The organism is Pseudonocardia nigra, from assembly GCF_019396355.1.
Taxonomy (GTDB): domain Bacteria; phylum Actinomycetota; class Actinomycetes; order Mycobacteriales; family Pseudonocardiaceae; genus Pseudonocardia; species Pseudonocardia nigra.
Genome location: NZ_JAHKRK010000594.1, coordinates 1 through 542, shown reverse-complemented (window position 1 = coordinate 542; position 542 = coordinate 1). Strand labels below are relative to the sequence as shown.

The window sequence follows — 542 nt, the reverse complement described above, 5'->3', positions numbered from 1 at the left end:
CTGCACCCTCGACTCGAGCCGCCGGCGGTGTTGCGCAACCGGCTGTCCGATTCAGCGGACACGACGAAAGGGATGAACCTGCTGGGCGCCTCTGAAGCGTTCCCTCATCGATCAACCGCTTACCGCGTCGAATGAACCCTTACAGTGCGGCGGGAGGGTCAGGACGACGAGAAGGACATCATGAACCCCGACGAGTACAACTACGCCGACTTCGCCGAGCACGTCGCCAGCGGCGGGCTGGAGGGTTTCGAGCGGTTCACGGACCAGCTACACGCCGGGTCCACGGCACCGACGTTTCCGCTGACCCGCCTCGACGACGGTGTCACGGTGCCGATGGCCGAGCTGTGGCGGCGCAACTCAGCCGTCGTGGAGTTCGGGTCGTTCACTTGACCGTACTGCTCCGCAGAGGGTCCTCTGCTCGATCGGCTCGCCGACCGCTACCCGGAGCTCGGCTGGGTGTTCGTGTACACCCACGAGGCGCATCCCGGCGACCGCGTCCCACACCACGACTCGTTCGAGACCAAGCTCGCGCACGCCCGTCT

Annotated in this window: 1 protein-coding gene; it reads left to right on the top strand. The window is 66.1% G+C overall.

Annotated features, from left to right (window positions below):
• Window positions 1-144: 144 nt before the first annotated feature.
• Complete coding sequence (locus KME75_RS42355; protein ID WP_219420731.1) at window positions 145-390, top strand: hypothetical protein; 246 nt, start codon at window positions 145-147, stop codon at window positions 388-390.
• Window positions 391-542 lie beyond the last annotated feature (152 nt).